The organism is Halogeometricum sp. S3BR5-2 (genome assembly GCF_031624635.1).
In the GTDB taxonomy this organism is placed as follows: domain Archaea; phylum Halobacteriota; class Halobacteria; order Halobacteriales; family Haloferacaceae; genus Halogeometricum; species Halogeometricum luteum.
This window is the reverse complement of sequence record NZ_JAMQOQ010000010.1, coordinates 40,579-63,308: the sequence shown is the minus strand read 5'-3', so window position 1 is coordinate 63,308 and position 22,730 is coordinate 40,579. Positions and strand designations below refer to the sequence as shown.

At 58.1% G+C, this 22,730-nt stretch carries 27 protein-coding genes and 1 pseudogene; 9 read left to right on the top strand and 19 right to left on the bottom strand.

Annotated features, from left to right (window positions below):
* Positions 1-14: 14 nt before the first annotated feature.
* The gene (locus tag NDI79_RS22915) at positions 15-1,469 is read right to left on the bottom strand and encodes a hypothetical protein (protein ID WP_310930937.1); all 1,455 of its coding nucleotides are present in this window, start codon (positions 1,467-1,469) and stop codon (positions 15-17) included.
* A 284-nt stretch (positions 1,470-1,753) separates the two neighbouring features.
* Here NDI79_RS22915 and NDI79_RS22910 point away from each other — a divergent pair, with 284 nt between their 5' ends.
* Together NDI79_RS22910 and NDI79_RS22905 are read left to right on the top strand one after the other, a co-directional pair.
* On the top strand, positions 1,754-2,086 hold the full coding sequence (locus tag NDI79_RS22910) for a DUF433 domain-containing protein (protein WP_310930936.1): 333 nt from the start codon (positions 1,754-1,756) through the stop codon (positions 2,084-2,086).
* A gap of 3 nt (positions 2,087-2,089) precedes the next feature.
* Positions 2,090-2,485, top strand: coding sequence for a DUF5615 family PIN-like protein (locus tag NDI79_RS22905; RefSeq protein ID WP_310930935.1), 396 nt, complete (start codon positions 2,090-2,092; stop codon positions 2,483-2,485).
* Between the two features lie 72 nt (positions 2,486-2,557).
* On the opposite strand, the gene rnhA is transcribed toward NDI79_RS22905, so the two are convergent.
* Positions 2,558-3,538, bottom strand: a complete 981-nt coding sequence (gene rnhA, locus NDI79_RS22900) for a ribonuclease HI (RefSeq protein WP_310930934.1) — start codon at positions 3,536-3,538, stop codon at positions 2,558-2,560.
* Positions 3,539-3,953: 415 nt separating this feature from the next.
* Positions 3,954-4,772 (bottom strand): DUF6166 domain-containing protein, encoded by an 819-nt coding sequence (locus NDI79_RS22895; protein ID WP_310930933.1) that lies wholly within the window; start codon positions 4,770-4,772, stop codon positions 3,954-3,956.
* A gap of 161 nt (positions 4,773-4,933) precedes the next feature.
* Between NDI79_RS22895 and NDI79_RS22890 the strand changes: the two genes are divergently transcribed.
* Complete coding sequence (locus tag NDI79_RS22890; protein ID WP_310930932.1) at positions 4,934-5,842, top strand: hypothetical protein; 909 nt, start codon at positions 4,934-4,936, stop codon at positions 5,840-5,842.
* Between the two features lie 319 nt (positions 5,843-6,161).
* On the opposite strand, the gene NDI79_RS22885 is transcribed toward NDI79_RS22890, so the two are convergent.
* From NDI79_RS22885 to NDI79_RS22845, 9 genes are all read right to left on the bottom strand, one after another.
* Positions 6,162-7,211, bottom strand: coding sequence for an RNA-guided endonuclease TnpB family protein (locus NDI79_RS22885; RefSeq protein ID WP_425499663.1), 1,050 nt, complete (start codon positions 7,209-7,211; stop codon positions 6,162-6,164).
* Positions 7,212-7,348: 137 nt separating this feature from the next.
* Complete coding sequence (locus NDI79_RS22880) at positions 7,349-8,269, bottom strand: DNA polymerase sliding clamp (RefSeq protein ID WP_310930930.1); 921 nt, start codon at positions 8,267-8,269, stop codon at positions 7,349-7,351.
* 476 nt (positions 8,270-8,745) lie between these two features.
* Entirely contained in the window at positions 8,746-9,177 is a 432-nt protein-coding gene (gene hepT / locus NDI79_RS22875) for a type VII toxin-antitoxin system HepT family RNase toxin (RefSeq protein WP_310930929.1), read from the bottom strand.
* Positions 9,170-9,613 (bottom strand): type VII toxin-antitoxin system MntA family adenylyltransferase antitoxin, encoded by a 444-nt coding sequence (gene mntA / locus NDI79_RS22870; protein WP_310930928.1) that lies wholly within the window; start codon positions 9,611-9,613, stop codon positions 9,170-9,172. The genes hepT and mntA overlap by 8 nt, the downstream gene beginning before the upstream one ends.
* Before the next feature lie 146 nt (positions 9,614-9,759).
* The gene (locus NDI79_RS22865) at positions 9,760-10,710 is read right to left on the bottom strand and encodes a winged helix-turn-helix domain-containing protein (protein WP_310930927.1); all 951 of its coding nucleotides are present in this window, start codon (positions 10,708-10,710) and stop codon (positions 9,760-9,762) included.
* Positions 10,711-10,801: 91 nt separating this feature from the next.
* Positions 10,802-11,041, bottom strand: coding sequence for a hypothetical protein (locus tag NDI79_RS22860; RefSeq protein WP_310930926.1), 240 nt, complete (start codon positions 11,039-11,041; stop codon positions 10,802-10,804).
* The gene (locus NDI79_RS22855; RefSeq protein WP_310930925.1) at positions 11,038-12,069 is read right to left on the bottom strand and encodes a transcription initiation factor IIB; all 1,032 of its coding nucleotides are present in this window, start codon (positions 12,067-12,069) and stop codon (positions 11,038-11,040) included. The genes NDI79_RS22860 and NDI79_RS22855 overlap by 4 nt, the downstream gene beginning before the upstream one ends.
* 45 nt (positions 12,070-12,114) lie before the next feature.
* Entirely contained in the window at positions 12,115-12,642 is a 528-nt protein-coding gene (locus NDI79_RS22850) for a hypothetical protein (protein WP_310930924.1), read from the bottom strand.
* 93 nt (positions 12,643-12,735) lie between these two features.
* Entirely contained in the window at positions 12,736-13,233 is a 498-nt protein-coding gene (locus NDI79_RS22845; protein ID WP_310930923.1) for a DUF7995 family protein, read from the bottom strand.
* Between the two features lie 152 nt (positions 13,234-13,385).
* On the opposite strand from NDI79_RS22845, the gene NDI79_RS22840 reads away from it, so the two are divergent.
* The gene (locus NDI79_RS22840; protein ID WP_310930922.1) at positions 13,386-13,997 is read left to right on the top strand and encodes a hypothetical protein; all 612 of its coding nucleotides are present in this window, start codon (positions 13,386-13,388) and stop codon (positions 13,995-13,997) included.
* Positions 13,990-14,817, top strand: coding sequence for a nucleotidyl transferase AbiEii/AbiGii toxin family protein (locus NDI79_RS22835; RefSeq protein WP_310930921.1), 828 nt, complete (start codon positions 13,990-13,992; stop codon positions 14,815-14,817). The genes NDI79_RS22840 and NDI79_RS22835 overlap by 8 nt, the downstream gene beginning before the upstream one ends.
* Positions 14,818-14,855: 38 nt before the next feature.
* On the opposite strand, the gene NDI79_RS22830 is transcribed toward NDI79_RS22835, so the two are convergent.
* Both NDI79_RS22830 and NDI79_RS22825 read right to left on the bottom strand, forming a co-directional pair.
* Positions 14,856-15,527 carry a helix-turn-helix domain-containing protein gene (locus NDI79_RS22830; RefSeq protein ID WP_310930920.1) on the bottom strand — a complete coding sequence of 224 codons (672 nt, stop codon included), beginning with the start codon at positions 15,525-15,527 and terminating at the stop codon, positions 14,856-14,858.
* Between the two features lie 85 nt (positions 15,528-15,612).
* Positions 15,613-16,197 (bottom strand): DUF7437 domain-containing protein, encoded by a 585-nt coding sequence (locus tag NDI79_RS22825; RefSeq protein ID WP_310930919.1) that lies wholly within the window; start codon positions 16,195-16,197, stop codon positions 15,613-15,615.
* A gap of 341 nt (positions 16,198-16,538) precedes the next feature.
* Between NDI79_RS22825 and NDI79_RS22820 the strand changes: the two genes are divergently transcribed.
* Complete coding sequence (locus NDI79_RS22820) at positions 16,539-17,057, top strand: hypothetical protein (protein WP_310930918.1); 519 nt, start codon at positions 16,539-16,541, stop codon at positions 17,055-17,057.
* Between the two features lie 42 nt (positions 17,058-17,099).
* On the opposite strand, the gene NDI79_RS22815 is transcribed toward NDI79_RS22820, so the two are convergent.
* The 5 genes and pseudogenes from NDI79_RS22815 to NDI79_RS22795 form a co-directional block, all read right to left on the bottom strand.
* On the bottom strand, positions 17,100-17,921 hold the full coding sequence (locus NDI79_RS22815) for an IS5 family transposase (protein WP_310930917.1): 822 nt from the start codon (positions 17,919-17,921) through the stop codon (positions 17,100-17,102).
* A 140-nt stretch (positions 17,922-18,061) separates the two neighbouring features.
* Positions 18,062-18,511: an HVO_A0114 family putative DNA-binding protein gene (locus NDI79_RS22810; RefSeq protein ID WP_425499662.1), complete on the bottom strand. Its 450-nt coding sequence runs from the start codon at positions 18,509-18,511 to the stop codon at positions 18,062-18,064.
* A gap of 5 nt (positions 18,512-18,516) precedes the next feature.
* Positions 18,517-19,014: a type II toxin-antitoxin system VapC family toxin gene (locus NDI79_RS22805; RefSeq protein WP_310930915.1), complete on the bottom strand. Its 498-nt coding sequence runs from the start codon at positions 19,012-19,014 to the stop codon at positions 18,517-18,519.
* A gap of 5 nt (positions 19,015-19,019) precedes the next feature.
* Positions 19,020-19,331: a hypothetical protein gene (locus NDI79_RS22800; protein WP_310930914.1), complete on the bottom strand. Its 312-nt coding sequence runs from the start codon at positions 19,329-19,331 to the stop codon at positions 19,020-19,022.
* 65 nt (positions 19,332-19,396) lie between these two features.
* Positions 19,397-19,510: pseudogene (locus NDI79_RS22795) on the bottom strand (zinc ribbon domain-containing protein); the annotation flags it as partial.
* Between the two features lie 314 nt (positions 19,511-19,824).
* Here NDI79_RS22795 and NDI79_RS22790 point away from each other — a divergent pair.
* The 3 genes from NDI79_RS22790 (at position 19,825) to NDI79_RS22780 (ending at position 22,569) form a co-directional block, all read left to right on the top strand.
* A complete protein-coding gene (locus NDI79_RS22790; RefSeq protein ID WP_310930912.1) occupies positions 19,825-20,079 on the top strand; it encodes a hypothetical protein in 255 nt (84 codons plus the stop codon).
* Positions 20,061-20,552 (top strand): PIN domain-containing protein, encoded by a 492-nt coding sequence (locus NDI79_RS22785; protein ID WP_484494548.1) that lies wholly within the window; start codon positions 20,061-20,063, stop codon positions 20,550-20,552. The genes NDI79_RS22790 and NDI79_RS22785 overlap by 19 nt, the downstream gene beginning before the upstream one ends.
* Positions 20,553-20,739: 187 nt before the next feature.
* Positions 20,740-22,569: a single stranded DNA-binding domain-containing protein gene (locus tag NDI79_RS22780; RefSeq protein WP_310930910.1), complete on the top strand. Its 1,830-nt coding sequence runs from the start codon at positions 20,740-20,742 to the stop codon at positions 22,567-22,569.
* Positions 22,570-22,730: the final 161 nt, after the last annotated feature.

Here is a 22,730-nt window from a genome sequence, read left to right as displayed (position 1 = left end):
TCCCTCGTCGAGAATTAATCGAGATCGTCGAGCTTCCGTTGGACACGGTCGTGGAGCCGCTGTGCACCGCTGTCTGAGAGATCGACCTCAGTGTCGACCTCGATACCAGGAACGTCGACGATGTCCTCCAGCGCGTCGCTGAGGGTCTGTTGATCGTCTGCGAGGACACGCTCGTCCGGCTCCTCGACCTGCCGGTCATGTTCTTTCAGCGCGAGCTGGATCATCATCGCTGGTTTTCGAAGTAGCTCCCCAGCGGTCTCAATATACTCCTGATACGTATCCGACGCCAGCGAGCCCTCGTACGAATCGAGGAGTGCGATCAGTAGCGACAGCTGAAGATTATACACCGTCGGTCGGGACGGCGGCGAGGCGAGGGTCGTCGCCCGGTCGGCAGCGGCCTCAGCGTACCTCGTGGCCACGCCCCAATACTGGTAGCACGTGGCCGCGTCGAACGGGAGTGTCTCGAAGTCGTAGGCAATCGCCCGGGTGCGGCGGATGGCACGGTCGACGTCAACGAGTCGGTCGGCGACGTCGTCGTAGATTGCCTTCCACCACTCGTTGATCGGCACGCGGTCGTTCGCCCGCTCGTGAGTGGCGTCGGTCGCCCGCCCGTAGTGCCGGCGCGTGTAGCGCTTCCCCGTATCGGGAACGACGGTACCAGTCTCGGGGAAGTAGAGGATGGGCTTCGCCCACAGCGTCTGCGTCCCGCGGAAGGCGTACCCGGTCTCGAACCCGCCGTACACGATCAAATCCGTCTCATCCGAGTCACCAACGCTCGTCACGCCGTCGGAGTCGTCATCGAACTCTGTGTCCTCACTCCCCGAGACGGTGTGTTCGAGGCCCGGACACACGACGAACATCTTGAGGAGGCCACCCCAATCCCGGTAGCTCGTCCAGCCGAACGCCTCAGTCTCACCGCGTTGCTGGAGCGCTCCGATAATGGGGAGATACGCCTCCTGTGGATTGATGATCGAATATCGATCCGAGGCGATCTGCCAGCGGAACTTGACGTCGTAGCCGAGGGCACACAGCGCCTTCCGACGCTCGTCAACGATGTCCTGGTGGTCGCGGATTCGAACTAGCGGGTCTGACGACGCCCTCTTCGCAAGCTCGCCGAGTGAACACCCCGAAGCGTTTTCGAGCGCGTCGACATCCAATCCGTGAACGTCGCGAATTGCCTCGGTATCGACGGTTCCGTCCACGTCGACGAACTCGTTGGTCGCCCAGAGTTCCCCGGAACTGGCCTGCGGGAGCGTCGCGATGACGTCCTTCAGCGGCCGGGGATCGGGATCGAGACACCGAGCTTCCGATGAAACCGCAGCAGGATACTCGCCCGTATCAGCAGGAGTGAGGCCAGCAAAGGAGAGGGTCGTCTCACGGGCGAGCAAGTCCGCGACCGGAACGGCCGTCTTCATCGAGCGTGCTGCGTCGTCAGCGGTGGCTGTGTCTGGTTGTGTTGGCGTGGACATGATGAACGAAGGCGGACCCCGTTCTCGGTGGATGGAGAACGTAGTTGGTCCGCCCCTCAATCTCTTAGGATCGATAAATCAGATCCTGCTGAACAGCTTGTCTATAGCGATATTCTAGAGCGAGTCGCTGATCCATTGGCCGAAGAAATTCACGGGCTCCCGCTTCGTTGCCTTTCCGTCTGACTGTTCGTTAGATGGCCAGCATCTATCCGATGAACAACTTCCACAATCCCTCAGTGCCGGAGAGACATTTATAACCAGTCTCGCTCCTAGTGGTAGCTACGATGGCAACTGACCGGGACGCGGACGTGCCGGATCCAGATCATCCGCGGATCGTCGCCGACGAGATGTTCGGTGGGGAGCCGCGTATCAGAGGTCGGCGGATCACCGTCCTCGACATCTACGAGCAGGTCAAAGAGGGTGACGGCGAGCTGTCCCCGGATGAGTTTGCCGAAACGTTCCAACTCGCTGTCGCCGACGTGTATGCGGCACTTGCCTACTATCACGCCCACGAGGAAGAGATGGAAGACCATCGTGAGGCGCGCGACCAGGCGAGCGCGGACCTCCGTGAGCGAATCCCCCGAGATCGCCCGGCCGGGATCAATCCGAACGAGTGACGAATGGAGGGTGGGAGCGGGACAGACAGGAATAACGGAATCGAGTCCGAGTGGCGATTCCTTATCGACGAGAACCTAAGTCCGACCATTGTCACGGAACTGGATCGCCGTGACATTGCCGCAGAATACGTCCTGGATGCCTTGTTCGAAGGTGCTGATGATTTTGAGGACATCTTGCCGTACTGCCGTCAGACGGACACGGTGCTCGTCACGAACAAAGTCCGGGATTTCAACGCAACAGACCTCTCACCGGCCGATCACGCCGGCATCGTCATCGTTCACAATAAAGACCGCCCTGCAGCGGAGATCGCTGCCGAACTACGGCGAATCGTTGCTACGTATCCGAATCGAGACGCTTTCCGCGGGTTCGAGAGTGCTGAGGACTGGACCGACGAGTGACATCCTCTCCGCGATAACGCGAAGCGATACAGTACTCTGCAGGAACCACAAAGAAGCCCCGACCTCCTGTGATCAAGATTGTTCACAGTTCTGCTTGACTTTGAAGATGTGCTTGCACGGGAGGCCTCGATTTTCGTAGTCGGGACACGTACAACTCCGGGCAGTGAGGTCGACTGTGTACGTCCCTTTGACCTCGTAGGTCTCATCGCCGAGTGGAGTGATCTGCATCGGTTCATTTGCGGCACGTTCACGCCGCTTGTCAAGCTCCTCCTGTTGGGTCTGTTCGTAGTAGGCTTCTCGCGAGAGCGCATCAGCACGTTCGTTCTGCTCGCGAGGGACCCACTCGAATTCGACATCCAGCTGGTTTGCAAGGCGACGGGCGTCTTGCCAGAGCGGGCGGAGGCGAGGGCTGCGGACGGCGTATTCACCGGTCAGCTGTCGGATCACGAGCTGTGAGTCCCCGTAAACGGTTACGGGAGCGCCCGGATATTCTGCCTGTGTGTGCTCTAGGGCTGCGACGAGCGCTTCATATTCGGCGACATTGTTCGTTATCCCCTCGCCCTCCCCGATGTAACCTCGTTCTTCGTGAACGATTTCTTCGCCCTGTGCAACGACGATTCCGTAGGTACCATGACCACCGGGATTGACGGGTTCACAGGCACCATCGAACCAGATAGTCATGGGTTCGGTGTGCGTGTGTCCAGCGAGGGAGTCGCCCACTGGCTCAAGACGGGGTTCTGGATAGGCGTAGTATGGCAGATCGTGCGTCTGAACGAGCGGCCAGAGATCGTCCGGGTCCGAATGGTGCCACTCGGAGACGGAGTCAAGGGCGGGCTCGAATACAACGATGGCCACGGGTGCCTCACTCGAATAGTCGGGGTTATAATCCGCCACTGTCTGATCAGTGTCTTCGATCTCCCATGTGGCACAGACCGCGTCGGGCAATCGAACGACGACAGCTCGGTCTGGATCGTCGGTAGCATCTCGGTCAACGACGTACGTCCCGACGGAAAGACGATCACCGCCCGGATTTGAATCAGTACCGGAAGTCATAGCCTACGAACGATAGTCAACGGTACACGAAACAGGCGCAAAGCCCTTTCCTCCCATTCCTACAGTCGTGATTCGTGATCCGCTCTGGGAGCTCAACACGTTCACAGATGGGACATGCGATTAGTGGAGTCGGCGGCAGATCCTCCCACTCGTGGAGTGCTGCACGGATGTGATCGCGAACATCCGGTGAATTCGATCGAGTAAGCGCCTGCACGAGGTGCATCCGAAGCCGCTCACGGGCGGTCATGCAACCTCCTGTCGGCGTGCGCCCTGAGAGCGTGATCCGTACCGTCGAAGGAGCAACCGATACTGTCTCGAGGCCGAACCCGCGGGGAGCGTGGCTGTTCTCCTCATCGCAGGGCGGTCTGAATCGGTATCGTATTTAAATTCATAGAGGGATAGCTTACTCTGCTGTTCAGGACGTCTCCCCAGCACTGTTGCTCACGAGCGTCTCCTGGTCGTCGTCGAATTGAGGAATGTACTCCTCGCCCCCGAACCATCGAACGAGCGTCGGCCGGAGGCCCCGAATCGTCGTCGCGGTCGAGTCGCCGACATGGTCGACCGTCGTGAGCGAAGTCGCATAACAGGCCCAGGCGGCGAACTCGCCCATCGTCTCGAACTCCTCTCCAAGCGCACGTTTGGCCGCCGGCGAGGTGAGCCGTCCCTGTGTCGAGAGCCACTGCGTGGAGAACGGCTCAGCCGCCGGGTCGCGCTCACCACGTCGAATCGCCTGGAGTCTGGCCAGATTACCGCGGGTGTTGCCTTTCTTCCAGAGCACCTCGTCATACCGGCGGACCAGCGCGAGTTCCTCGGCGTAGGTGATCGTGTCCAGATCGATGGTCTCGATGTCGACGTCCGCAGGCTCTGGAGCGGTATTCTCCGGATAGTCCCGATGCAGATACTGCTCTCGATAGCCCGACTCGCGGAGGTCCTGGAGACGAACCGACCATTCATCGCCCGTGAGTTCCCGGCGGACGAAGTTCTCGGCGAAGAGATGGTAGTCGTCGACGGCGACTTCGAGTCCGAGTGTTGGCGCGAGCAGCGCGATGGCGAGCTGGCAAGCACGTTCGGGAGCCGCGTCCGGGCCCCAATCGAAGCCGCCGGGCGACACTGGATGGACTGTGAGGTGCTTATCGAGGAGATCGTCGCCGGCGTAGACGAGACAGCCCCCGAGCGTTCGCTCGCCTCGATACCGTCGGGCTCGATTTGTCGACCGTGAGTAGCTTGTTTTCATAGAACCTCAGTCGATTATTATAGATAAATCAGAGTCAGTAATCGAGTATAAGATCACGATAGCGTAGTTATTCTCGACAATTTTGACGTGTCCCCTTGGTATTGTCAATCTCTAACAAGGGGTACTAATGACTTTACGACCGGACAAGATATTTGGTAAAAATGACGACCTATATCCCCTCTTATCTTCGACCATTGAGCCAAACACGCACAGGTACCCAATCAGGAGTCGATCAGAAGACGGACGAAGTAGAGGTGGTCAGGTGCCCCGATATCGAAGTACTACAGTTCAAACAACACGAGTCAGTTGGTCTCTGGGTCAACAAGCAGGCTCACCAAGGGAAACAGGTGGTTACGAGCGACAGACAAATTCAGATCAAGAAAACGGTCGATCATCCCGAACGGCATTGGTGGATCATTTCTCACGGCCTGTTGGAAAATACTAGCCCCCCTCTGCGGGAACACGCAGATATTTTCGACTTTCTGATTGCTCTCAACCTATGCACGAGGGACCCGGTATTCTTCTCCCAGAGCCCGGGGCAAGTTGTTGGTGGAGCGTATTCATACGAGAGAGGAGCGTTGGACTACCGCGACGACCTCTCGCCGGGAAATATCGCTACAGCTCTACTCGGATTAAACGAGATCCCAAAGGAGATCGAGATTATGGGCGATGTAATATCGGTCTACGGGGACGTGAGAGAATACAGGTCGAAACATATCGAGACAGACGCCGAAATGGATCTCCGTGTTGCCCTCCACATGTACGACGACGCGCTATCCTCGGATCTCTGGACTGCAATGACAAACTTGTATTTTGTCTGTGAGAATCTGCTCTCTTCGGGAAGACATGGGAATAAAGACCAGCTCATCGCAGACAGGACAATCCTCAGCGTGGATGACGCTTCTGCATGGCGTAAGATGGTGAACAGGATCAAGCACCCTGACAAGGGAGAGAACATAGAGGGGTTGCTGGATCAAGACGAACTAGAAATACCTACATTGAGGAGAATGAGAAGGGCTACGAATACTGTGCTGAAGGAGTCTATGAACGAGACGAACATAGACTCATGAGCTGTCAGACCCCCCGTAGTACAGGAGTTGAGCGAAGCTTTTGAACTTCGTCCGCTAAGAGCGAACTATCTTTTTCATTTGACATCCTCCCTGCTCAAGCGGCAGGGATTCCCCGAAGGGGAGTTTGAGGTTGCACGTTTCCTCGGGCCACAGAGACGCCTTCGCGTGGGCCGTCATTGGTTGCCACCGAATTGTGACCGACGGTGAGCGTTCCAGTGCGTGCAGCCGTGTCAACACGGCCTTCCTCTCTGCGTCCAGCAGACAATCGTTGGCGGGGTTTTCAGCCCGCGAGGTAGCACGATTCGCATCAGCCGAACTGTTACGTCGTGCATGGTTCGCCCTCTCGAGTCGCGATGTTTTCTGCGGCGTTCAGATCGGCGTGGCGACCGCGACCACAGTCCGGACACCTAAAATGGTCACCCGACCGGGTACCGGACGCTCCACAGACCGAACACCGTTGGCTGGTATAGGAGGGATCAACCTTCTCGACCGTGATGCCCTGCTTGGCAGCCTTGTAGATGATGAACCGCTGGAGTTGCCCGAAGGGCCAGGAGTGGACACCGGACCACGGACACCGTTCACGGATTTCACCGAGGTCCTCAATTCGAATCAGTGGCTCATCAAACTGGTCAGCGAACTCAACGAGACGTCGAGAGAGTGTGTGGTTCAGATGTGTCACCCGACGCTGTTCTTTCTTACCCATACGGTTGAGTGCGCGAAGCGCACCCGCTTCCTGTAGGGACTCGCGGAGAGACCGATATTTGCGCCGGATGTACTTCATTTCCTTCCCTGAGACGAGCAGCGACTCACCTTTGTCGGGGGCAGCGGCGGCGAGAATGTGCCGCTCGCCGATATCGACCCCGATGAGTGTTTTCCCTCCTGATGGAGCTTCGTGAAGAACAGTGAACGCACAAAACCACTCAGCACCGCGGCGATATACCTGTAGAAGTGATTTCTTCATGTCGCCAGCTAGCAGCCCATTGACGACATCCTCTATCTCCTCATAGACGGTGATCGGTGTGTACCACCACTGCGAAATACAGGGGAATCCAAGGACAACTGTGCCATTCTCGGTCACATCAATTTTCCAGTTCTGGTTGTTGATCCCGAACGGGAGACTGCTGCTATACTCGATAGCACCATCCTTCGAATACTCGGCTTTTGCTTCACGGATTGCCTGAGACTGGATCACGGCGTACAGATCGTTCTCGATACTGGCCGTTGTTATCGACTGCTCCAACTCACCGTTAACCCAGCCATCGATTAGTGACTGCTTGGTCTCGGCGTAGAGGTGAGTAGCCCGTTGCCACTCCCTTCGACGGGCACGAGAAGGGTTGTGAAATTTCGTTGTGATGGTTATTCTCGCCATGACTATCTCTCGTAGATCGCGGTAAACAGCCATCGAGGAACCTGTCCAATCGCATTTACTGGTGGCACGCGACCGCCTGTATCGGGATTATATATAACATTGAGTACCCTCAGATATCCGAGGCATCTAACAGCTATTCACGTCTCGATACGCGGAGCGAGCATCCGTACTATCGATCCATTCCCATCGGCAATATCGTGCGAGAGCATGGCGGGGAATTCAGTCCCGAAGTCTACCGTCACGCTCTCTCCCTTTGGAATCGTTCGCACGATTCGCTTCATGTAGTCCAGGCTGAACAGCGAGGACGCCTCCGCGAGGGTGACCGCCTCCCAGTCGTCAGCATCGATCCCGAAGTCGACGCTATCCGTGTCGCCCTCGGCATCGATCCGGAACACTTCCTCCTCGGGGTCCATTCGGAAGCCGACGTGGTCAGCAACCAGATCGGCCGCTTTCACCCCCTGGCGGAGCGTGTCGCGGTCGACGGTGACGCTCGCTGGTAGCTCCAGCTCGGGAAGCGTCGGTTCCGACCGAATCGTCGCCGGATCCAGACAGGCCATCTGGAACTCGAGGCCAGTGACGGCCACGACCAGCTTCCGGCTCTCCGTGTCGAGGTGAAGTTGGACGAGGTCACCTTTGTTTGCGAGCGAGACCGCATCCCAGAGCCGGTCGAGGTCGATTCCGATGACGCCGGGAGTCGCTTCGAATGACTCGAAGGCGCTCGCCGAGAGATCGAGGTCGTCCATCGCGACGTTCGCGGGGTCGACCGCTCGGACGCGGATGCCCGACTCGTCGATATTCACGCGAGCCTCGTCGACAGTCGCCCTGAGTGCTCGCAGAATGTTCTTCAGTGGCTCCGACTGGATCGCCGCCCGGAACGTCTCCGGCGGACCTGTGGACGTCGGCTCGTCCGTCTCGTCCTGTTCGGATGCCGGTGATGTCTCATCATCCGAGGACTGGTCAGTAGTCGGATCGTCTTGCTGACTGGTCGCCGACGAATTGACGGTAGAGTCATCAGTATCGTCGGTGTCAGCACTCTCGAGGATTGGTTCTGTACTCATAGCTGGTGGTAAGAGCAGTCACTAGGAGTGAAAGATAAGAGTCGATTTGTAACGGTACCAAGTCGACTCCAACTCTCCCTCACTCTCTTCGTAGTGGTAAATTCGCAGGTACAGCAGAATCATCAGGAGGTCACATTGCGCCTGATTTCAAGACGGAACACGGATTACTCGAGACATGAGCCAGGGGACGCTCCGGGACTCCTACGGTGCTGCACTCTAGCATCACCTAGTGAATTTGCCCGAGGAGGCGACGCTGGTCGGGGGAGTCCGATCGCCAATGCCTGGTTAACCTCAGCTATCGACGAGAACTATCGAGCGCTGGGCCCGCCGTAGTCCCTGCTCGACCGGACAAACGACGGGCTGAGAAATCTGAAGGAGACGGATTCGACGATGCCGAGGGACACAACACAGCGTGGGAGGATGTCACCCATAGTCCCGGGTGAATCTACGTGAACTCCGAAGCAACTGGCCATGAGTTAGTCCGCATCTTCGTGTAGATAGCGATAGATCGCTTCGGAAAATCGTTCGAGACGATTGAGGTCGTGATAGACCTCATAGATCTCTCCGGTATCGATGTGCCGGTAGCGGTGGGCGAGAACATTCCGGAGGCCACCGATATCGATGAATTCCTGACGGTGCGACGGTGGAAGCACGTCAAGGTCGACGAGCGCAACGAATACCCCTGCATTTGTTACTTCATTGAGATTGCGTCCTTCGAGGCGACCGATTAGCCGGGCGATGTCAATGCATGTCTGGGTAGCTTTCTCAAGACGTCGTTCGACGATATCTTGGAGGTCGTCATCAGTCTCGAAGCGCTCCTTTGGGACACCCTGCTTGTCGCGAAGTCCATCGAGGTACTCCTCAAGCTCCGCGAGCATTTCACGGAGCCGAGCCCGCTCGTCAACCATGCTCGCGGCGCTGAAGACGACGCTCGATCTTGCGTTCCGCGTTCTCGATACGACTCTGAACGAGTTCGTCTTGCGTTTGGCGAGCGGCTTCGAGCCGAGTACGAAGCTGAGTAGCCTCCTCGGCTGTGCCAACGAGCAGCTGCCCGTAGTCAAGAGCTTCGACTGCGACTCGGGGATCAACGGATGTGAGTCGCACCACGTCTAGGTCATCTCGACCGAGAATCCGTGTGAGATCGGCGACGAGCGAGAGGTGGGTGTCCGTGACGTCTTCGAGTGTTTCGTCGTATTCGACAGCGATGTCGACGTCGCTCCCTGTGGTGGCATGACCGGTCGCATACGACCCGAACAGCAGCGCAAGCGATACAGGAGCCTCTTCGAGCCGTGTAATCACGGCCTCGCGAACCCCCGATGGCAAATCGCTGGCTGACTGTCCCATTCTCTACCCGTACGTAGCGTTCCCGGTGGTATGAATCCTTGCTCCTCAACCGTCTCTTCGGGACGAGGAGACGGTAACGGGCTCCGAGAGCCAGCTGTCGAACTCTTCGAGAAACGCTCTGATCGCCTCACCTCCTTTGAACACGGTCATGATACCTCGTACTGCTCTTTGAGGGCCATAAATTCTGATTCACTCGGGAGGAAGACAGGGAAGTTGTTCGAGGCATCGAACTCTCCACGAAGCGGCCGGTACAATGCAGTCACCGTTGTCTCCAGGTCGTACCATCGTGCGGTTTCTGTGAGCGTCTCTTGGTCGATATCCAGCTTCTCGATCAATAGCATGGAATAACTGACACGGCGCGAACCACTGTCGAGGACGAGGGTGTGGCATACCACGTCGGCGGGCGTGAGTTCTTCCTCGGGAGCATACCAGAACGCGGGTTCGCCAACGAGGAAGAATTGGAGGCCGTATTCTTGAAATTTGGCGAGCCCAGTCAACTGCCACTCAGTGGCTGACTGCAGTGCGGTCGTATCATCGGGCGTCTGTACACGGACGAGCGCCCGCTTCGGGTCGCACCACTCAACGGTCGCACTCGGGGCAATCTCCCGAACCCGCGATCGGTGGTCGTGGCGTACGACGGCACGAGCGAACTCGAGCAGCGGCGAGAGGTCTTCGCTCAACGCGTACTCGGGACCGGACGGCGACAGCATCGCTCGATGCTTGAGTGGCGACAATGCATTGTGAACGCCCTGGCGAGTAATCCCGAGTCGTTCTGCAATTTCGGAGGCGCGGCGCGGTTCGTCGAGATACCAGCACACCCGGAGCGTAGCGGGCGAAAGAACCTCAATCCAGTCAACGTGGCCGAGCTTCGACCGAAGATCTCGATACGCTTCGACGACCGGGTGGTCAGTCGCCCGAACACGACGCTGATTGTGAGATTCTCGGGTTTCGGTCACCAAACCCTCGGACTGCAGCTCGTCTAGTATCTCATAGAGATGGGGTTGTGAATACTCAGTCTCTCCTGCGAGCTCAGACGGAGTTGCTGTCCGGCCAGCACTCAGTGCGTCCAGAACAGCGAGTCCGGCCTTGGTGAGCATCGTTGTAAACTTTAGTACTGGGTCGTATAAATACGTTTGCGGAATTTTGTTTACAATCTGTTGAAGTAGTTCACACGCTCCTCGCTACTGCTCATAGAGAGCAAACTGCCGGAAGCCAATCGCACTCCGGGCAGAACGCATCGTACACACCGAGTGTTTCGTCGAACTCCCACGACCCATCCGAACGGAACCGGACGCCTGCCCTGACGATAGCGTGAACGACCGAGTGACCACACTCTGGACAGGGCTTGCCCGAACGCCATCCGGCTGTGGACGGGTCGAGCATAACCTCGATGCGTTCCTCTCGACCAGTGATCTCGTCGGTCGTCATGGAAGCCCCCGTTCGATCTCAGTTGAAGAATTGGAGGACTCAGCGGACCAGACCGGTAACTCTCGATCCTGGAGAGCCTGCCAGACGTGCTGGAGACTGACCTCTGAGATACGAGCGGCCGTGGCAAGTTGCTCTTGCGTTACAGCGCCGAATCCCTCCAGTTCACGACCGGCGAAGTAGAGACAGCCAGCAGCGACACCGGCGGGTTTGCGTCCGTTCGCGAGGTCGATGACTGCATCCGAATCGCACAATTGCGCCGATCGCTCTCGAACCTGCTCCGACACCTCGACCGAACTGGCAAGTCGCGGGAGAAAGTCCGCAGGCATAGCCGGTGGAATCCGTAGCGACAGCTCGCGATTGAGCACCCCATACGCCAGCCGAACCTTGCCGCGGTCGACCCGAGCCGCCTCAGCGACTTCATCGAGAAAGCGTGGCAGTCGACGGCGGCGACACACTGCGTACACCGCCGCACTCGCCATCGATTCGAGGGACCGACCCCGAATCAGATCATCGGACTGTGCCTCGCGAAACAGCTGACTCGCCTCCTCCTGGATACCCTCTGCGAGGTCGAGCGCCCCGCCGATCCGACGAATCTCACCGAGTCCGTGCGCGAGATTCTGGTCAGCTTTACTCTCGAAGCGTGCTCGTCGATTCCAGCGGCGGAGTCGATGCAGGCGGGCCCGAGTCGCAGCCGAAAGCTCGCGACCGTGTCCGTCTCGGAACAAGCCGATCTCGGCAGAGACGCCCCAGTCGTGACGCATCGGCGTTACCGGGCTGCCAACCCGTCGCCGCTCCGCTTCATCGTAGGGCGTCCACTCCGGACCGTGGTCGAGGCCGGCATCCTCCACGATTAGACCGCAATCGGGACAGTACGTCTCGGTGTCGTCGCTGACGAGCGGCACATCATCGCACTCGGGACAGCAGTCACGCTCGTTCGAAGGCGATTCGTCGACGACGTCGATACGCTGGTCGGAAACGGTACACTGGTCGGTCGGGACGGCGGCGTAGCTGGGTGAATCGAGGTACATTTTGGAAAGCGGCCCGGTGAGGGCCGAGGATCGATCTGCAGTCGGTCAGTCGAGGTTCTGGTCGGCGAGATCCGGCGGGAACGGTGGGTCGAACGTTTCGTGGAAGGCCAGACAGACCTGATCCTGCCAGGCAGCGTATTTGTCGGAAGGCGTCCGCTCGAATCGCTTCACGCCGATGCCGGACTCACGAGCGAAGGCCTCGAGATCGACCGCGTCGATGCTCGTGATGGCATCCGTCGATGGCGTCGGTGCGGCTGCTGCGGGTAACGGTCGCTCGATCCAGCCGTCGAAACAGCCGTCCGTTGAACTGATCACCACGACGCCGTCGGTCGCACCGACGAACAGCCGCGTCGTAATCCGAGCGAGGTTTCGATACAACCCTGGTGGAATCACGAGCACCAGCTGGTCGGTATCGATCATCTCGACCCTACCGTGCTCGATGACGCGTCCGTCGACCCGCCAGTGCTGGCAGTCATCGAGCCAGCCACCAGTCTGGAGTCGGCCAACGGCGGCCTCCAGAAACGCGAGGGTTCGGTACTGAATATAGCCGGCAACCGTCGCGTAGAAGCTCACAGCCCCCTCCACGAGTCCTCGCGAGTGTCGAGGCCCACGTCCACTTCGAACGGGTGAGGACGGCTGGCAGAGCCGAGGCTCGCCACTGGCCGGTCAGTAGTGGACATCAGCGGGCACCACCCAGAGCGAATCGGAGTCCCGGTCCTCGACGTAGCGGTCGACTGCACAACGGGAACGGAGCCCGGCGCCGTGCTCATCGTAGATCCAGACTGATGGGCCTGCGAACTGTCCGAGCCGGTAGCAGTCGTACCGGACGAGGTCGACATCGTCCATTACCTCGGCCGGTTCAAGCGTGTCGAGCTTCTCACGAAGCGTCGCGACTGTCTCGACGAACCACATTGCTTGAGCTTCGATCGCGTCGTCAAGGAGTTGTTTCCCAGTCGCGGACGACAGCCGATGCGCGGGATCGAGCCCGCCATAGCGTGGGTGGTCACGATACCGGGCGGTCGATTCGTCGAGCGTCTTGTAGTAGTCGAAAACGGTACTCGCTCCCTCACCGATCCCGATCAATCGGTCGAGCGCGAATCGTGCGGTGCCGGCCGCCTCTGTCGCGTCGGTTGCAGGGACGAGTACGCGTATGAGCATGTGCATGATCGCCGTTCCTCGCCCCCTTCGGGCAGATAAACTCGCGTTGTCTACCCCCAGACGTCAAGAGAAGAGAAGTAGTTCGGTTCAGTATATAACTATCTTCGATAGCCGAACGTTCGGTTAGATATATAAGTATAGGCAGTAACCTAGATAGTGTGCTGCTCGAAAAGCCGGCCCGTGAACGCGGGTTCAAGAAAGAGCGTCTCCACCGGACCCTCCTCAATCATCCTGACGGGGAGCTGAGCCGGTACGAGATTACGCAGCGGGCCAACGTCTCGAAAGGGTGGGCCTATGAGTACTTCGAGCAACTCGAGTCGGAAGGGTACATTCACAACGCAACCGTTCAGGATCCGGACGGGCTGTATCGTCACTGGCTCGAGACGCGAATCGAACCGAATGCAGTCCGGGTGTCGTTTCAACAGCCGCTGAATCAGATCCGTGAGGCTGATCTCGACTACGCACTCACTACCTATGAAGCCGAACAGGTCCACCAGGGGTTTCTCTTCAGTTCCTCGACCGACCTGTACGTCAGGGAGGACGATATCCCGATGTGGCTCACCACCATCGAGGAAAATGGCCTCATCGGTGGCGGCAATACGGAGTTCCGGGCGACTGACGAGCACGTCTTCTACAACACCCAAACCGTTGATGACGTCACGACGGTCTCGATCCCACAGTTGATCGTCGATCTCCTCGACGAAGACGGGCCTGCCGCCGAAGCCGCAAACCGACTCATAGCCAGGTATCACGGAGAGGACGATGAGTAACGCTGACCGGAGCCAGTATGCCGAGGCCGTCACACGGCTCTCCGAACAGGAGCTCCAAGACGTCATCGCTGTCGCTGAGCCGCCGACGTGTTTGCTCGGTGGGTGGGCGGTCCATCTGCACGTGACGACCGGGTTTCAGGACGCACACGGACGCCCATACATTGGGTCGCGAGATATCGATCTCGGCATCCATATCGACCCCGAGTGGTCGGTCACAGACCTCCAAGCAGCACCAGTTGCAACGACACTCGAACGGATTGAGGCTGATCTCGGCTACAACCGTGGACGATTCGGATTCTACCAGCAGTTTCACCGCGAAACCGGTGACCGACTCTCTAATGAGGACGTCCGAAGCCAACCAGCACACAATATCTTCCGGGTCGATATCGATATCATCCCAGATACGACGAGGCTCGATGAGTTCCAAGAGACGTTCGGCTTCCGGCCTCCTGCTGAACCGCTTCTTGCACCGGTGTTTGCAGACGACGAAGGAGAACCGCTCGGAGAGTATGTCTCGTGGACGACACCGGAAACAGCCCTGATTGCGCCTCCAACAGCGCTGGCAGCGATGAAAATCCGAGCGTTTCCAGAGCGTGATAAGAGCCACAAGCGACTGAAAGATCTTGCCGACCTCCACGCCCTCCTCTGGTACGTCGATGAGTATGGAGAAATGCGCTCGGCTGTTCGTGACCGTGTTTCGAACGATGGCGTGGAGACGTTTCGAGCAGCGGTATCAGAAGGGCTCTATGAACAAACAGCGAGCCTCATCGGTGTCGATTCGAATATCGTCCAGCAGTCGATCGAGCAATTGTTCGTATAGACCGGAGTACGCCAATTCACCTCCTCGACGTAGGCCGATCAGTCGGGTTGTTCCGATTCGCGATAGGCCACGTCGAGATCAAGGTCGTCGTACATGCGATCGAGTATCGCCAGCGCCGACTGGAACTGCGCGTAGTGTTCGCACATGTAGGCGACGGTCTCGTCGCGCGGGACGACTGGGTAGCCGTCGACGTGGTCGATTTCGAGCGTCGGTCGCGGATCAAGGACGATCTGGAGCGGGCCATCGAGTCCGTCCCGCGGCTGTCGCTCGAACGCCGTCGGGAGGCTAAACTGCTGGAAAAACTCCTGCCACGCCTCGACATCCTGCTCCCGAACGGCGAGAAACAGCGGATAGTCATCAGGGTCGCGACCGACCTGGTAGCCACCCTGCGTCCAGACGTAGACTGCATCGATCCGGGCGAACGCGAACGGCCAGTCACCGAACTGCGGGAGGACGTACGCCTCCTCGATAGACGGCGGACTCACGCCGGCACTCGCCACCAACAGGTCGCGTGCCGCCTCACGAACGCGATCGTCGGCGACGAACAGCCCATCGTCGTACGCGAGATAGCCCGCGTCCTCAAGCCGGTTGACGGCCTGGCGGACCGTCTCGTAGGGGGTGTGGATGTGCTGGGCGACCTGTCGGATCGAATCTCCGGACTCGATTGCGAGCAGCACGCGAGCGGCCGTCCCATCGAACAATTCGTACATCCAATAGATACCAGTAATTCGGCAACAGTCAAAATAGCTACTACAACGTCGATATGCAGATATCGAGGAAAAGTGTGAGCTTCCCTCACGGGGCGTTGCTTTCGGACTCAAATACATCGCCACTGTCTGCGACCTCGATCTCGAAGTGGTCGTGGACGACTGGACGAAGTGCTTGAAGAATGATCTCGGCTTCCAGCGGGGCGATATCCAGATCACGGGCCATCAGCCGATGTGTCACTCTGGATCGTTCCCGATCGACAGCATAGATGAGCGCCGTCGCAAGCCCAGCGAGTCCGTGACGGTCGATGTATGTATCGATGTCGCCGTCTGCACAGCGTCTGCCGACAGCGTCGATCAACGCCGGCGTCACTGTGTAGGTCCGATCGCCCTGATCCGCGGACAACGAGAGCTCGATGCTGATCGCTCGGTACTTCTGTGGCTCGTCATCAGTAAGTGTCTCAACTGTGCCCATCTCTTCGAGCCGAGACAGTAACGTCTGAGTGGTCTCCCGAGAGAAGTCGAGCGCGTTCATGATCTCGCGAACAGTCGCAGGCTCTTCACGATAGAGGTGCGCGTACAGACCCGCTAGCTGTGGATCTTCGAGGAGAGTCGCAACTGAGAGGAGGTCCCTGACTGTTGCTCCATTCACATGGCGTGTGTCGTCAGGCATGATTCAACCATCAGTCGTTCAGTTTTCCAGCATCGTAGCTATTCGGCCTGCGTCTTCAGCTTCCATGCTTCGGGACAGATCGTACGTCGCAAGTCCTTCCTCAACTACGTCATCGAGTAGCATGAGTTCCCCTACCATTGGTTGGCAATATGATTAATGTTTAAATGGCTTTGTTGAAATCCTATTATCTTGATATCATCTGCAGTGCAATAGCCATTAGATAGCTCTACACATCTATCGAGCTATTTCGTGGGATCACTCATAGTTAGGGAGTCGTATTTCGTTAAAACGTCTCTTTCACTCTCGGGGAGCTTTATGTCCAGCGCGGGACAGAGCTAGTTATGAACAGACGAGACCTCCTCTCTGCGTCGGCACCACTTCTCGTTTTGGGGGCAGGGTGTCTCGGCCAACTGGATGGCACGACTGACGGTGGCTCCGGACAGAGCGGCTCGGGAGCGGGGGTCAACGACGCGAAGCTCAAGCTGGAGAAATACAAGGACCACGAGAAGGCGATGAACGATGGCTATCGAAACATCGGCACCTGTATCGATGGGCTGGGTACCCCATTCGTGAAAGAGGATGTGCCCCAGGTGTCCTACGATATGCCAAACGTTCTCCTCTATGAACAAACAGACACCGACCAGTACGAGCTGAGGGGAGCTGAATGGTTCGTCCCCGCGAGTGACGTCGAGGAACCTCCTGCACTCTTTGCTGGCGATGACCGGCGAACTTTCCGTGGACCGATGGAGGGCCATTATTCAGATCAACCCAGACACTATGGACTCCACGTCTGGCTATTCACCGAGAACCCGAATGGTCAGTTCGCCGATTCCAATCCAAATCTGACTTGTTCGGACTGAATGCGATAGCATTCTATCACAGATGCTCTCTGTATTTGCCAATTAGAGTGATCGGTCGATGTTATGAGTGAAACAAGCGATGGTGAGTTCCCGAAACTGTTTCCACCACTGCTGTGAGCGGACGAATGCGCCGTATTTCCGTTTGAGGCGGGAGTTAACCGTCTCGTTCTGACTGCGCTGACCGTAGAGATCATCATCCAGCCGAGCATTCCACGCTTTGTGAAGCGATGAGAACTCTCGGTGCTTGATGAGCGGACGAAGATTCTCCTCACGGGCTAACGCCCGAATCTTCTGGTCGTCGTATCCCTTGTCACCGAGGAGAATCGCCATCTTACCGGTGTTTCGCTTGATGAGTGACGGTGCGATTTTTGAGTCGTGTTTTCTGGTCGTCGTCACATGTAAGTCGATAATTGCGTTCGCCCTCGTGTCTACGAGGAGCGTGACTTTCAACTGCTGAATCGTCAACTTCGTTCGCTTCGTATAGTGCTTCGAGGCGTGACTACGGTCAAAGCCAGAGGCATCGATACCGACGACACCGTTGGTCGGGAGGAGGGTAATCGAGAGGTTGAGCAGCACACGCCAAACCGCCATATCGAGCCGGTTAAACGCCTTACACAACGTCGAAGGAGACGGGAGTTCCTCAAGATCGAGGGCGCTCCGAATCCGAGGCATCTCGATAAGTTCGTCAAGAAGTGTCCGGTACGTCGTATTCTTCCGCACCTTGAGACAGAGCAAGACGATGTGCTGGTGGAGTGTGTACCGTCGTTTCGAGAACTTCGACGAGTAGCGGGCAACAGCTCGCCGAGCCAAGTGATATGCCTGCTCAACGAACCGAAGCAACTGCGACTTTGGGAGGGCCTGCATCCGGTCAGACTATCGGGCGAACCTGTAACTCTCCGAGGATTTCAACAGAGCCGTTTAAATGTAAATCCACATCAATCGAGTCTGGAACGCCAGAATACGTGTTCCGGCTCGAATGAAGAAAATCAGATTTCCAACAACTGCTACGGTGCTGCAGCCGCTGTATCTCCAGCGTCGGGATCGAACGGGAGGTTGATGACGAGTTCGTCGAACCAGACGACCGGGCGCTTGCTCTGACCATCTTCTTCGAAGAAGATGATACCCAGGTGGGCAAGCCGACTGAGTTCCTCGTGGACGTTCTTTACGTCTCGGTCAACAACCCGGGCAGCCTCGTTGATGCTGGATGGTTCGTTCCGACGAATGGCCTCAATGATCTTGAGGACACGCGGCGTCAGCGTCTCCATGAGATCGTCGTAGCTGGTGAACGAGAGCGTCGGCGAAGCGTCCACCGCATCGCCCTGTTCGAGCGACCCGATGCCGTCGGTAACGTGGTCGTGGAACTCGTCGGACGATTTGACTGTCACGACGAGCGTCGACGCAGCCCGAAGCTGCTCGCGTTCCATCGGATGTGAGGGTGGCGTTGATTCAGTCATAGCTCTCACTCGTGTCTCCGATAGGGGAGCGTCGTTACGTCGAAGGCGTCATAATGCCGGTCGTACGTGAGGATGTGATCAACCTCTAGCTCAGCCATGTGTGACGCGACGATGAAGTCAGTCAAGGATGCAGCGAGGTCGGTCCACTCGATGAACGTGTCTGTCGCATCACTGAATACCTCCGGAGTAACTGATTCGAGTTGATAGAGATCACTCTTATCGAGCGTCGTCAGAAACGTCGCAGCGTTTCGCATCGATGCCTGTTTTTTGAGTCGGGTAGCAGCTTCGTCGACGATATGGTCGTTCACGACCAGTCGCCGATATGGGAGGTCGCCGTCGCGGACAAAATCCATGAATGCACGTGAGACGGGATGCATCTGATCCTCCGGATTGAACAGCGCATAGAGGAACTTCGGGCCACAGACGGCCTGATGACGAATCGAACCCGGTCGAAAGTGTTCAGCGGTTACCGTCCCAATCGGTGTCTCAACTGGGTCTGCCATCAGAGTTAGGAGTTCGAGGAGGGGTCCTCAGCGAGAACGAATGATTCATCATTGCCGTGCCACTCGTCAACGAGATCGTCTTCTTCTCTGGCGTCTGTCTGTGCCGTCCGTGGGAGCGACGAATCATCGAGTTCATCGAGAACCGTAAAGGCTGCATCATTCGGATTGGCCTGTTGCTGGCGTTCGACCCACTCAATCAACGCCTCGTGACTGGCTTCTTTGAGCGACAGTCCGTGTTCCTCAGCGAACTCTCGAAATCGCTCGTACTCCTCCTCGTTCAATTCAGTTTGAACGTGTTTGGTGTCGTTGCTACTCATCCTGACCTCCTGATGTTGTGTGGATGTAGCGTCTCATGGAACATAAGATGTTTGCATGTAATGATTCATGAAGCGGGCTTGTCCATGAACTCGGCCTCGGCCCCGTCCAGGTGAGCAGTGAATCCACCGCTCGGCGTCACCGTTTCAGACCTCAGGGCAAGTTGAAAACATCCAGTCTGTATCCGTACCGTCTACTCGTCGCCAGGCTTGAATTCGACACAGTCTCGTGAAAGCAACGGGGTTCCCCATCCCGAAGCGGCGGCTCACCGAGCGTTTCTGTGCAGAGACCAGACTCGCTCAAGAACGCTTCGAGCGAACTCGTATGAGTATCTTCGTCGCCAGTCATCGAAGCTACCTCGTGGCATCTCGTGGTGGCTGGTGCCACATTAATGGACTTTTCCTGGGGACTCGGTTCTAATCACGGGAGTGTTACCCCACATAGGCCGTTACTATCGCTATGACAGTTATACCGGTTGGGACCTAACACGGGCGTATGGCAACCGATAGCGTCTCCGACCGGGTGAGGGAACTCGCCCAGCACCTCGGCATCGATGAATCCGAGGTGATTCAACAGGCCGTCGAGACGGGCGTCGAGACGCTCTACCGCGATATGATTATCAGTCAATACCTCGATGGCGACCTCACACGCGAGGAGGCGGTCGACGAACTCGGCGCAGATGTTGTCGACCAAGTCGACTCCGCTCGCGACGCGATCGAAGAAGACGTGGAGTGGGGCCTCCACGCTTGAACAGACTCGTTATCACCGATACAGGGCCGCGGATTCATCTGGTCCAAGCCGATGTATTGCATTTGCTTGAGTTGGTCGGAGAAATTTGTATCCCAGAGACGGTCCTCACAGAACTCGAACGCGGCTCGACAGACACCTCGGAATTGGAGTTCACCGTCGAGCAAGTCGAGTATGACGACGCGACGTATCCGTATCTCGATCCCGGTGAGACAGCCGCGCTGGTGCTGTGTGCGGATCGAAATACCGTGCTGTTGACCGACGACTTGGACGCTCGGAAGACTGCACAGGATGAGGGCATCGAAGTTCACGGGTCAGTAGGTATCATCCTGTACGCATACAGCCACAGCGAACTCTCTGACGCAACCGCAAAACGAGTGCTTCGAGCGCTCAAGCAAGATACGAATCTGTATTTGTCCAGCCCTCTCGTGGAACACGCGATCCAGTTGGTAGAATCCGACGAAGCAGGCAGGTGACCATGATATTTCTGTAAGTGAGAGAGAACCAACGAGCCGTGCTTGTCGACGGTAGTCGGTGTGGGATTAATGTGGGGAAAAGCTCGAATTCGGGCGAATAGAGGCCCCTAGCGGCGATACACCTATGCGTCGCTACGCGGTGTTGGAAGTGAGGCCAGAAGCCTCACCTGCAATCTAGGGAATTGCAATGAACAGTAGCAACACCGCAGATAAGAACCTACCGGCGACGGTAGAGGCGACGACACACAAAGACCCCAATGGGACCGCAGACTCGCGGACCGACGACCGCCGCTCCCCCTACTTCCGGACCTACCGGGAGGAACAGGAGCGTCACCGCTCGACCGACACGGCCGGGACGACCACGCTGGTCACCAGACTGGCAGGGTTGCTCTGGGCCATCGTCGATCAAGCGACCGCAGACAGCTCTGTTCGTGACACTGACGTCGCAACGGAGCCGGATGCAGATCCAGCGCGCTTCACGGAGCGGACGGCTTCGAAGACCGACTTCGGAACGCGAGCGGAACCCGTCGACGGACTGTACGGCTACACTCCCGACGGTGACCCCGTCGTTCCCGAGCGAGGACAGCTCATGAGAGCCCGGACCAACGCGAACGGCCAGCCCGCTGACGCGCTCTTAGAGCCCGATGCGGCCGGTGACCTCGCGACCTGGACACCCGGCAACGCCAGCTCGAACTTCGTCGATCCGACCGGCGAACAGATCGTTGGCGTCGCCAGTGGCCTCGATGAATCCGCGACCCGAACGGCTGCACCGGAGACGACCGTTTCCGCGGCTGTCGACGATCTGCAGGCGTACGACCGACCGGAGGAAACCGAGGACGACGACACCACAACCGGCATCGAGACCGCCGATCTGGAGGTCCTGACGCCCGGTGGTGAGTACGTCCGTCTCGGTGACCTGCTCGCCGAACCCGAGCAGTTCGCCGGCACGTCACTGGAATCCATCGAGCGCTCGCTCGCACTGGAAGCCGAGAAGCAGCGCGTCACGGACGGTATCTGCCGCCCGGGCGAACTCAGCGACGAGATCGAACTGGTCGGACACGCGAAGTGGCTGAACAACCGGTTCGACGAACTCGCCGCGCAGCGCCCGACGACGACAGAGATCGCCGCAGCTCGCGCTGAAGCTGCCACACAGGCCCGCGAAGAGCGTCTGCGTCCACTCCTCGAGTTGGACTCGGACACGCACGACGAGGTCTGTAAGATGGCGAATCGGCTCCTGAGTGAGGACTTCGAGAAGGTCCACGAGGTGCGCAAACAACCGCTCACCCTCGCGATCGCGCTTGCAAAGCGTGTCTCCCGAGGTGTCGAGCCAGCGAGTGCAGTCCTCAGACAGGCCGAAGCCGAGGCGAACGATCCCCGGAACATCCAGACGATTGGTAACGTCCGATACATGTCGACCCGCCAGACGAAGGGCCGATTCTCGACACAGGGTCGCGTGGCGATCCTCTTCGAGAACACGCATCCCGGAATCAAGCAGGCCGGCGTGCTCCAGGACGACACCGGGTCGATCCGCTTTGCGATTTGGCGTAAGTCCGAATGGGACGAGACCCGCCCCACGCCCGACCCGACCGACGTTGGCGGCCGCACGCTCATCCGATCCTACCGGTTCCCCGAACTGGCGATCGGAGATCTCGTGCGCGCTGAAAATGTCGTGAAAGGTTGGTACGGGGACGAGGCGACCTTCGAGACCCGCCGAGACAGCGAGCTCACGATCCTGGAGCGAGCTGCCGACGACTCGAAGGACGACACGGCCACGTCCGAGACTGCGACGACCCACGAACGACGACCCAGACAACGTCGGTGGACTGGTCCGAAGACGACCGGCGCACCCGTCCCGAAGAACCCGATCGCCTACTGGCGAGGGAGCGAACGATGGGTGTTCCCGATCACGGACTGGACCCCCGACTGGTGGCTGGCGCAGGAGAACGTCGAGACTGTCGAACAGGATCGGTCTGAAGTGTCAATGACGACTGGTAGGAAGGTGACCCCCGAACAGTAGCGACCTGTAGCACAGCGAGTCTCCATCCGAGACTCAGAACCCTAGAACCCCTCTTTCCGAAGAAAATCCGTCGAGTGGAAACCCTCATCAGTTGACACTGGTGGCGTGCAAGACACAGAGGGTGAGTTCAGCAGAAACACTCCCAGATCACTATTCGGTGT

Bases quoted from the DNA above. Each gene is read 5' to 3' on its own strand.
- NDI79_RS22865 (WP_310930927.1), bottom strand. From the start codon at position 10,710: ATGCTCACCAAGGCCGGACTCGCTGTTCTGGACGCACTGAGTGCTGGC.
- NDI79_RS22790 (WP_310930912.1), top strand. From the start codon at position 19,825: ATGGCAACCGATAGCGTCTCCGACCGGGTGAGGGAACTCGCCCAGCAC.
- NDI79_RS22855 (WP_310930925.1), bottom strand. From the start codon at position 12,069: ATGTACCTCGATTCACCCAGCTACGCCGCCGTCCCGACCGACCAGTGT.
- NDI79_RS22860 (WP_310930926.1), bottom strand. From the start codon at position 11,041: ATGACGACCGACGAGATCACTGGTCGAGAGGAACGCATCGAGGTTATG.
- NDI79_RS22885 (WP_425499663.1), bottom strand. From the start codon at position 7,211: ATGGCGAGAATAACCATCACAACGAAATTTCACAACCCTTCTCGTGCC.
- NDI79_RS22780 (WP_310930910.1), top strand. From the start codon at position 20,740: ATGAACAGTAGCAACACCGCAGATAAGAACCTACCGGCGACGGTAGAG.
- NDI79_RS22800 (WP_310930914.1), bottom strand. From the start codon at position 19,331: ATGAGTAGCAACGACACCAAACACGTTCAAACTGAATTGAACGAGGAG.
- NDI79_RS22805 (WP_310930915.1), bottom strand. From the start codon at position 19,014: ATGGCAGACCCAGTTGAGACACCGATTGGGACGGTAACCGCTGAACAC.
- NDI79_RS22895 (WP_310930933.1), bottom strand. From the start codon at position 4,772: ATGAAAACAAGCTACTCACGGTCGACAAATCGAGCCCGACGGTATCGA.
- hepT (WP_310930929.1), bottom strand. From the start codon at position 9,177: ATGGTTGACGAGCGGGCTCGGCTCCGTGAAATGCTCGCGGAGCTTGAG.
- NDI79_RS22825 (WP_310930919.1), bottom strand. From the start codon at position 16,197: ATGCCTGACGACACACGCCATGTGAATGGAGCAACAGTCAGGGACCTC.
- rnhA (WP_310930934.1), bottom strand. From the start codon at position 3,538: ATGACTTCCGGTACTGATTCAAATCCGGGCGGTGATCGTCTTTCCGTC.
- NDI79_RS22835 (WP_310930921.1), top strand. From the start codon at position 13,990: ATGAGTAACGCTGACCGGAGCCAGTATGCCGAGGCCGTCACACGGCTC.
- NDI79_RS22815 (WP_310930917.1), bottom strand. From the start codon at position 17,921: ATGCAGGCCCTCCCAAAGTCGCAGTTGCTTCGGTTCGTTGAGCAGGCA.
- NDI79_RS22830 (WP_310930920.1), bottom strand. From the start codon at position 15,527: ATGTACGAATTGTTCGATGGGACGGCCGCTCGCGTGCTGCTCGCAATC.
- NDI79_RS22810 (WP_425499662.1), bottom strand. From the start codon at position 18,511: ATGACTGAATCAACGCCACCCTCACATCCGATGGAACGCGAGCAGCTT.
- NDI79_RS22905 (WP_310930935.1), top strand. From the start codon at position 2,090: ATGGAGGGTGGGAGCGGGACAGACAGGAATAACGGAATCGAGTCCGAG.
- NDI79_RS22890 (WP_310930932.1), top strand. From the start codon at position 4,934: ATGACGACCTATATCCCCTCTTATCTTCGACCATTGAGCCAAACACGC.
- NDI79_RS22880 (WP_310930930.1), bottom strand. From the start codon at position 8,269: ATGAGTACAGAACCAATCCTCGAGAGTGCTGACACCGACGATACTGAT.
- mntA (WP_310930928.1), bottom strand. From the start codon at position 9,613: ATGGGACAGTCAGCCAGCGATTTGCCATCGGGGGTTCGCGAGGCCGTG.
- NDI79_RS22910 (WP_310930936.1), top strand. From the start codon at position 1,754: ATGGCAACTGACCGGGACGCGGACGTGCCGGATCCAGATCATCCGCGG.
- NDI79_RS22915 (WP_310930937.1), bottom strand. From the start codon at position 1,469: ATGTCCACGCCAACACAACCAGACACAGCCACCGCTGACGACGCAGCA.
- NDI79_RS22820 (WP_310930918.1), top strand. From the start codon at position 16,539: ATGAACAGACGAGACCTCCTCTCTGCGTCGGCACCACTTCTCGTTTTG.
- NDI79_RS22845 (WP_310930923.1), bottom strand. From the start codon at position 13,233: ATGCACATGCTCATACGCGTACTCGTCCCTGCAACCGACGCGACAGAG.